The sequence below is a fragment of the Kribbella albertanoniae genome (assembly GCF_004348455.1).
In the GTDB taxonomy this organism is placed as follows: Bacteria; Actinomycetota; Actinomycetes; order Propionibacteriales; family Kribbellaceae; genus Kribbella; species Kribbella albertanoniae.
This window is the reverse complement of the sequence record NZ_SMKA01000358.1, coordinates 1-7,976: the sequence shown is the minus strand read 5'-3', so window position 1 is coordinate 7,976 and position 7,976 is coordinate 1. Positions and strand designations below refer to the sequence as shown.

General features: G+C 68.6%; 7 protein-coding genes and 1 riboswitch. Of the genes, 3 read left to right on the top strand and 4 right to left on the bottom strand.

Going from position 1 to position 7,976, the window contains the following annotated elements; genetic code table 11:
- Positions 1–74: 74 nt before the first annotated feature.
- The 3 genes from E1261_RS41250 to E1261_RS41240 form a co-directional block, all read right to left on the bottom strand.
- Complete coding sequence (locus E1261_RS41250) at positions 75–818, bottom strand: SDR family NAD(P)-dependent oxidoreductase (RefSeq protein WP_132415208.1); 744 nt, start codon at positions 816–818, stop codon at positions 75–77.
- A gap of 20 nt (positions 819–838) precedes the next feature.
- Complete coding sequence (gene rsgA / locus E1261_RS41245; RefSeq protein ID WP_132415207.1) at positions 839–1,903, bottom strand: ribosome small subunit-dependent GTPase A; 1,065 nt, start codon at positions 1,901–1,903, stop codon at positions 839–841.
- A gap of 162 nt (positions 1,904–2,065) precedes the next feature.
- Complete coding sequence (locus E1261_RS41240) at positions 2,066–3,304, bottom strand: YihY/virulence factor BrkB family protein (protein WP_132415206.1); 1,239 nt, start codon at positions 3,302–3,304, stop codon at positions 2,066–2,068.
- An 18-nt stretch (positions 3,305–3,322) separates the two neighbouring features.
- On the opposite strand from E1261_RS41240, the gene E1261_RS41235 reads away from it, so the two are divergent.
- The 3 genes from E1261_RS41235 (at position 3,323) to E1261_RS41225 (ending at position 7,021) form a co-directional block, all read left to right on the top strand.
- Positions 3,323–4,936 (top strand): acyl-CoA dehydrogenase family protein, encoded by a 1,614-nt coding sequence (locus E1261_RS41235; protein ID WP_132415205.1) that lies wholly within the window; start codon positions 3,323–3,325, stop codon positions 4,934–4,936.
- Positions 4,934–5,015: riboswitch (ZMP/ZTP riboswitch) on the top strand. Its footprint overlaps the gene before it by 3 nt.
- 27 nt (positions 5,016–5,042) lie before the next feature.
- Positions 5,043–6,494, top strand: a complete 1,452-nt coding sequence (locus E1261_RS41230) for a glycine hydroxymethyltransferase (protein WP_132415204.1) — start codon at positions 5,043–5,045, stop codon at positions 6,492–6,494.
- A gap of 62 nt (positions 6,495–6,556) precedes the next feature.
- On the top strand, positions 6,557–7,021 hold the full coding sequence (locus E1261_RS41225) for a GbsR/MarR family transcriptional regulator (protein WP_132415203.1): 465 nt from the start codon (positions 6,557–6,559) through the stop codon (positions 7,019–7,021).
- A gap of 19 nt (positions 7,022–7,040) precedes the next feature.
- Here the strand turns inward: E1261_RS41225 and E1261_RS41220 are convergent.
- Positions 7,041–7,976 (bottom strand): amidase family protein (locus tag E1261_RS41220; protein ID WP_132415202.1); only part of this gene is annotated, 936 nt, incomplete at its 5' end.

Below are 7,976 nucleotides of genomic sequence, written 5' to 3'. Positions count from 1 at the left end.
GTCCGGGGTGGGCGTAAACAGGTAATAGCTTGTTCACGGCCGCCAGTTCCTGTTCAGACCCACGGAAGGGTGCGCTACATCCTGAGGTGGGAGGCGCCGTTGAAGTCGAGGACTGTGCCGGTGGCGAATTCGGCGGCGGGGGTGGCCAGGTAGAGGATGGCGGCTGCTACTTCGGTGGGGGCGGCTACTCGTTCGAGGGGGCTTTCCAGGCGGCGGCGGTTGTAGCCTTCGCCGGCCAGGTTGACGGCGGCCATGTCGGTGGTGGTCCAGCCGGGGGCGATGGCGGTGACGGCGATTCCTTCGGGGCCCAGGGCTCTGGCGAGGGACTGGGTGAAGGAGACGAGGGCTGCTTTGGAGGCGCCGTAGGCGGGTTGGTTGGGTTCGCCGCGGAAGGCGCCGCGGGAGGAGACGTTGACGATGCGGCCGCCGCGCCCCATGTGGCGGATTGCGCACCAGGTGGCGTTCGCGGGGCCGATCAGGTTGACGGCGAGGGTGTCGGCCCAGGCCTGCTGCCATTCCTCGTACGTCGTCTCGCGGATCTTGTGCGGGTGATAGACGCCGGCGTTGTTGACCAGTACGTCGATGCGCCCCAGCGCCGCCGCGGCCTCGTCGACCATGCGTTGCACGGCGTCCGGGTCGGCCAGGTCGGCGTGCACCATGACGTGCCCGCTGCCTGGCAGAGCGGCGAGCACTTTCTCGGCGGATTCGCGAGACGAGCTGTAGTGGACGGCAACCCGGTCGCCGTCGGCGGCGAAGGCGTGGGCAGTGGCGGCACCGATGCCACGCGAGGCACCGGTGATCAAGACGGCACGATCCATACCGAGGATCATGTCAGGACCTACCGAGGCTTGATGTCCCGGCGGTAGGACTTGCTCGCGCGCACCCACTCCTTCTTCGCCAACGCACGCGCTCGCACATCCGAGCGCCGCGCCATGTACGCCGCCTCCTTACGCAGCTGCACCCAGCTCTCGTACCGCCGGTGCGGCAGCGTCCCGTCCTCGAGCGCCGCCTTCACCGCGCACCCCGGTTCGCCGTCGTGCGAGCAGTCCTTGAAGCGGCAGTTCTCAGCCAGCCCGGTCACATCCGGGAAGGCCGCCGCCAGCCCCTCACCCGATTCCTGCAGACCGATCCCCCGCAGCCCCGGCGTGTCGATCACCACGCCACCAGCCGGCAGGACGACCAGCTCACGCCGTACCGAGGTGTGCCGGCCCTTGCCGTCCTCGCGGATCTCCTGGACGTCCAGCAGCTCCACGCCGGCCAGCGCATTCACCAGCGACGACTTGCCCGCGCCACTCGACCCGAGCAGCGCCAGCGTCGCATCCCCCGCCACCAGTTCGCGCACGGAATCCATGCCCGCGCCGGTCGCAGTACTACATACCAGTACGTCGGCCCCGGGCGCGGCCGCCGCGACATCCTCGGCCACGGCGTCGGCATCACCGACCAGATCGGCCTTCGTCAGTACGACGACCGGCCGGGCACCGCTCTCCCACGCGAGCGTGAGGAAGCGTTCGATCCGGCCGATGTTCGGCTCGGGATGCAGGCCGACCACGATCGCGATCACGTCGACGTTCGCGGCCAGCAGCTGGCCTTTCGACGTACCGCTGACTTCGGCGCGGACGATCGCCGTACGGCGTGGGGCCAGCGACTCAACGGTGATGCGGTCGTCTGGCCAATGGCGCAGCGCCACCCAGTCCCCGGTGCAGGGCGCTGCGTGGGCATCACCGGCGATCGCGCCGAGGAGCCCGCCGGACCACGAGGCGCGGACCGGGCCGTCCTCGGTGAGAACTGTCGCCAGGCCCTTGTCGACCCGGGCGACGCGTCCCGGCACCAGCTCGGTCGGGACGGATTCGAAGAAAGCGGCCGTGGAACTGTCGAGTCCCAGAGCCTGCAGTGTCACGGACATGACGAACCTTTCGGAAGGTCCGGCCGCGAGGTCAGCTCAGCGGACGGACAGAACGGGAGACAACGGCCCGGTGGTAGGCCTCTAGGTGGCTCATGGCGGCGGTGCCTCCCTTCCAGTTCAGGCGGGTCCTGATCGAGGACCGGTGATCGCGACGCGACCAGCCTATGTCGTCCGATTCGTCGTGCGCACCGGGTTTTCCGTCACCGCCGGCGCGGGCTCCGGTTCAGCCGCCGCCTCAGCCTCAGCGGCGGGCTCGGCTTCGGCCTTAGGCGGCTGGGCCTCCGCAACCGGGGCTTTCGCCGGCGCGTGTTCGGAGAGCCGCTCGATCCGGCGCGCCACCGCCAGCTCCGGCCGCTGGAACTCCGGCCGCTGCAGATCCGGCTCCGCATGGTCCGGCTCCGCGAGATCCGGCTCGCCGTGGTGATGCGGATCCGGCTCGGCCTTCATCACCGGCTCGACCTCGTCCTCGTCGGCGAACTTCGGCAGCGCCGGTTCGCGGGTCTTCGCCGGCCAGAGCCGGTTCACGACAGCGTTCAGGGCGGCACCGATCAGTACGGCGATCGTGGTCATGTACAGCCACATCAGTACGGCGATCGGTGCCGCGAGCGGACCGTAGATCGACGTACCGCCGACTGTGCTCTGCAGGATCCACCGGAGCACGAAGCTGCCCAGGATCCAGATCGACAGCGCCAGGAACGCCCCCGGCAGGTCGGAGACCCAGGGCGTCCGGACCGGCACGGACACGTGGTAGAGCGTGTTCAGGAAGCCTGCGGAGAGGATCGTGACGACCGGCCAGTACAGCTGGTTGAGGAAGTCGAGGCGAGGTGGGAGGAGCTGGTCCACCGCCTCCGGCCCGGCCAGGACCAGCGGGAGCACGATCACGCCGATCACCAGCGCGATGCTGTACAGACTGAAGGAGAGCGCGCGGGTCCGGACGATCCCGCGCTTGCCGCCCATCCCGTACATGATCGTGATCGTGTCGACGAAGACGTTCAGCGCACGGCTGCCGGACCACAGGGCGAGCACGAAACCGATCGAGATGACATCCGGACGGCCGCCGTTCAGCACCTTGTCCAGGGTGGGCACGATGACGCTGTTCACGGAGTCGTCGGTGAGCGCCCGCGCGGCGAGCTCCGCGATCTCGAGCTTGATCTGTGCGATCTGGACGACGTTCAGCCAGCGGTCGGCGATGTAGCCGAGGCTTCCGGCCAGCCCGAAGATCAGCGGCGGCAGCGAGAGGATCGCGAAGAACGCGCCCTCGGCGGCCAGGCCGGTGACGCGGTAGCGCAGACACTCTCCGACCGTCTGGGTGAGCAGCTTCCAGATCGTCGAGGGGATCTTGCGGACCCATGCCAAGGAGACCGAGCTCCCACCCGTGGGCCCTGCCCCTGAACGTGCCATACCGCTTACCGTACTGATATGGCGGACCCTTTCGCGGTAACGAACCAGGCTCCCCCACTCCAGGGGGTGAACTTCTTCACCCGGGATGCTGCCCTCGGTGACGCTTTGCGCCCGTACGGCGACCTCGCCGCGGACCCCGGTCTGGTCCGGATCGGGGAGGTGGCGGGGTCCGAGGAGGCCCGCTCCCACGCGCTCCCGGCGAACCAGAATCCACCGGTTCTGCGCACCCACGACCGCTACGGGAACCGGGTCGACGAGGTCGACTTCCACCCGTCGTGGCACTGGCTGATGGAGCAGGCCGTCGGCTTCGGGCTGCAGGCAGCGCCGTGGACGAGCTCCCAGGATTCCCCGCATTTGACCCGCGCGGCGGGCTTCTACCTCTGGTCGCAGGTCGAGCCGGGGCACAGCTGCCCGATCTCGATGACGTACGCCGCGGTGCCGGCACTGCGGGCCGACGAGCGGCTCGCGGCCGAGTGGATTCCGCAGTTGGCTTCGACCGAGTACGACGTACGACGGTTGCCCGGGGCAGCCAAGCGTGGCGTGCTGGCCGGGATGGGGATGACCGAGAAACAGGGTGGTTCCGATGTCCGGGCCAACCTGACCACCGCCACGCCCACCGGCGATGCGTATCTGCTCGACGGTCACAAGTGGTTCTGCTCGGCACCCCAGGTCGATGTCTTCCTCGTGCTCGCCCAGGCGCCGGACGGGCTGAGCTGTTTCGTGGTTCCGCGGATGCTTGCTGACGGCAACCGGAACACGTTCGCGCTGCAGCGGCTGAAGGACAAACTCGGCAACCGCTCGAACGCCTCCAGCGAGGTCGAGTTCCACAGCACCGTCGGCTACCGCCTGGGCGACGAGGGCGCCGGCGTCCGCACCATCATCGAAATGGTCGCCGCCACCCGCCTCGACTGCGTACTGGGCTCCGCCGCGCTCCAAAGAAGAGCCCTGGTGGAAGCCACCTGGCACACCCAACACCGCTCCGCCTTCGGAGGATTGCTTGCCGACAAACCCGCCATGCTCAACGTCCTGGCCGACCTGGCCATCGAGAGCGAAGCAGCAACCACCCTGGCCATGCGCTTAGCAGCGGCTGTTGACTCAAGCGACCAGCAGGCAGCTGCGTTCAGGCGGATTGGGTTGCCGTTGGCCAAGTTCTGGGTTTGTAAGCGGACTTCGTTCATGGTGGCGGAGGCGTTGGAGTGTTTGGGCGGGAACGGATTTGTGGAGGATTCGGGGCTGCCGTTGCTGTTTCGGGAGTCGCCGTTGAACTCGATCTGGGAAGGGTCGGGGAACGTGAACGCGCTGGATGTACTGCGCGCGTTGCGCAGGCCGGAGTCGCTGGAGGCCTGGCTGCTGGAGGTTGGGGCGGCGCAGGGAGCGGATCACCGGTTGGATGCGGCGGTGAACGACGTACTGCAGGCGTTGTCGGATATCGAGGGTGCCGAGGCCGGGGCGCGGCGGTTGGCGGCGCGGATGGCGTTGTGCTTGCAGGCGTCGTTGCTGGTGCGGTACTCGACGCCCGCGGTGGCGGACGCGTTCGTGGCGTCGCGGCTGGCCGGGGACTGGGGTGGTGTGTTCGGGACGCTGCCACGCACGACACCGTTCCGGGAGATCGTCGAGCGCACGATAGGGTGAGCGAGTCGCGACTGGCGCGCTGAGGTGGAGTACCACCGGGGAGCGAAAAGCGTTGGCACCGTGCGCCTGGGTGCCTCGAACCACTGCAACCGCAGGAGAGACATCGATGACTCATCAGCCCTTCGACGCCGCCGCAGCGTCGGCCGCGTACAACAACGCCCTGCAGGTGATCGCCTCCGTCGAGCCGACCATCGCCGGTGCGATCAAGGCCGAGCTGGCCGACCAGCGCTCCTCGCTGAAGCTGATCGCGAGCGAGAACTACGCCTCCCCCGCCACCCTGCTCACGATGGGCAACTGGCTCTCGGACAAGTACGCCGAGGGCACCGTCGGGCACCGCTTCTACGCGGGCTGCCAGAACGTCGACACCGTCGAGCAGACCGCCGCCGACCACGCCCGTGAACTGTTCGGCGCCCCGCACGCCTACGTCCAGCCGCACTCCGGGATCGACGCCAACCTGGTCGCCTTCTGGGCGATCCTGGCCCAGCGGATCGAGTCCCCCACGCTGGCCGAGGCCGGCGCCAAGCACGTCAACGACCTGTCCGACGAGGACTGGATCAAGCTCCGCAAGGCGCTCGGCGACCAGAAGATGCTCGGCATGTCACTGGACGCCGGCGGTCACCTGACGCACGGCTTCCGCCCGAACATCTCCGGCAAGATGTTCAACCAGCACTCCTACGGCACCGACCCGGAGACCGGGCTGCTGGACTACGACGAGGTCGCCCGTAAGGCCCGTGAGTTCAAGCCGCTGATCCTGATCGCGGGCTACTCGGCGTACCCGCGCAAGGTCGACTTCGCCAAGATGCGCGAGATCGCCGACGAGGTCGGCGCGACCCTGATGGTCGACATGGCGCACTTCGCCGGCCTGGTCGCGGGCAAGGTCTTCACCGGCGACTTCGACCCGGTCCCGCACGCCCACGTCACCACGACCACCACGCACAAGTCGCTGCGTGGACCGCGCGGCGGCATGGTGCTGTGCCAGCCCGAGTACGCCGACGCCGTCGACCGCGGCTGCCCGATGGTGCTCGGTGGTCCGCTCAGCCAGACGATGGCCGCCAAGGCGGTCGCGCTGGCCGAGGCCCGCCAGCCGTCCTTCCAGACCTACGCGCAGGCCGTCGCCGACAACGCGGTCACCCTCGCCGAGGGGCTGATGAAGCGTGGCGTCAAGCTCGTCACCGACGGCACCGAGAACCACCTGGTCCTGCTGGACGTCTCGTCGTACGGCATCACCGGCCGTCAGGCCGAGTCGGCGCTGCTCGACGCGGGCATCGTCACCAACCGCAACGCGGTCCCCCGCGACCCGAACGGCGCCTGGTACACGTCGGGCGTCCGGATCGGTACGCCGGCGCTGACCACCCGCGGGTTCGGTGCCGACGAGTTCGACCGCGTGGCCGAGCTGATCGTCGACGTCCTGTCCTCGACCACGCCGACCACCACCGCGGCCGGTGCGCCGTCCAAGGCCAAGTACGTGCTGGCCGAGGGAGTCGCCGACAAGACCCGCGCGGCCTCGGCGGAGATCCTCGACAAGCACCCGCTCTACCCGGGTCTCGAGCTCAGCTGATCACCCTTCGAGCGCCCGTTCCCGCAACCGGGGACGGGCGCTCGTTTGTGTAAGGTTCAATCATGGCGCCCACCCCTGAAGAGATCAGTCAGTACGTCGAACGCTTCGCGGGTGTGATGGCCAACAGCGGCGTACCGACGATGTCTGCCCGGGTGATGGGCCGGATGCTGGTCAGCCCGAACGGCACCATGACTGCGGCCGAACTGGCGGACACGTTGAAGATCAGCCAGCCCGCGGTCTCCGGCGCGGTCCGGCAGCTGATCCAGATGTCATTCATCTCCCGGGAGCGGATGCCTGGCTCGCGTAAGGACCACTACCGGATCCGCGAGGACGTCTTCGCCGCGATCCTCGAGCGCCGCAACCAGGCCCTGACCGAGTGGGCCGCGAGCAGTGCTTACGGTGCCGACCTCTTCGGCGCCGACACCACCGTCGGCCGCCGGCTGTCCGAGGCTGCCGACTTCTTCACCTTCGTGCACAACGATCTCGAGCAGACCATGAAGGAATGGCGGGCCAAGCACCCCAGCTAAGGCCGCTCCAACTCCACCATCAGTTGTACTGATCGTAGCCATGGGCAACAGTCAGCGTGGTCGGGGTGACCAGCGCGTCAACGCGGTCGAACAGATCGGCGAGCGCGGTGTTGTTGTGATCCCGTACGGCGCGCGCCCGCTGCACGTCCGCCGCCTCGACACCTCGCCCCGCGTCCAGTGCGGACAACACCGGCCAGGCGTCGTCGGTCGGAAGCAATTTCAGCGGTACGTCGATCACCTCAGCCACCGACAGCCGGTCGCGAATGAGCTGGTCGATGCCCGGATCAACGGGGTAGCTCAGGGTGGACAGATACGCGACCCGAAAGGGGCCCTCAGCAAGTATCGGCACCGGCCAGTGTGGTAGCGCAGTCGGATCCAGCCGGTGCGGTCCACTCACGACACTCGTCGCCAGCACCACATCATCGAGATCCGCCCCGATCACGCCGGCCGTGGTCAGCCCACCGAACGCCCGGCCCACCGCCCGCGGCACCCGGCCGTACGTCCCCTTGAACCCCACCAACCCACAGAACGACGCCGGGATCCGGAGCGACCCACCACTATCACCTCCCGTCGCCAGCGGTACGACGCCCGCCGCAACCGCCGCCGCTCCCCCAGCAGTCGACCCACCCGGCGACCGCGTCACATCCCACGGGTTCCGCGTGTACTCACGCCCGTTCCACCCATACGTTTGCGACCCCGGTCCCGGCCGCGCCCGCGTCGCCGTACCGATCGGAATCGCCCCCGCCGCCAGCAACCGCTCCAGAATCGGCGACCCCGGCGGCGTCCGAGCCTTCACCAAGAACGGCACCCCGGCCAGCACCCCCGCCGGATCCACCTCCCGAGCCAGCCGCAACGCCGTACCGGCATCAAGCTCGTCCACAAAGTGCAGCACCGGATCGAGTCGCCGAGCTGCCTCCACCGCCCGCTCAACCACCTCAACCGCCGACAACAAACC

What these genes read in the sequence shown, in the direction of transcription:
- E1261_RS41240 (WP_132415206.1), bottom strand. Translation starts at nt 3,304, where the DNA reads ATGGCACGTTCAGGGGCAGGGCCCACGGGTGGGAGCTCGGTCTCCTTG.
- E1261_RS41250 (WP_132415208.1), bottom strand. Translation starts at nt 818, where the DNA reads ATGGATCGTGCCGTCTTGATCACCGGTGCCTCGCGTGGCATCGGTGCC.
- rsgA (WP_132415207.1), bottom strand. Translation starts at nt 1,903, where the DNA reads ATGTCCGTGACACTGCAGGCTCTGGGACTCGACAGTTCCACGGCCGCT.
- E1261_RS41225 (WP_132415203.1), top strand. Translation starts at nt 6,557, where the DNA reads ATGGCGCCCACCCCTGAAGAGATCAGTCAGTACGTCGAACGCTTCGCG.
- E1261_RS41235 (WP_132415205.1), top strand. Translation starts at nt 3,323, where the DNA reads ATGGCGGACCCTTTCGCGGTAACGAACCAGGCTCCCCCACTCCAGGGG.
- E1261_RS41230 (WP_132415204.1), top strand. Translation starts at nt 5,043, where the DNA reads ATGACTCATCAGCCCTTCGACGCCGCCGCAGCGTCGGCCGCGTACAAC.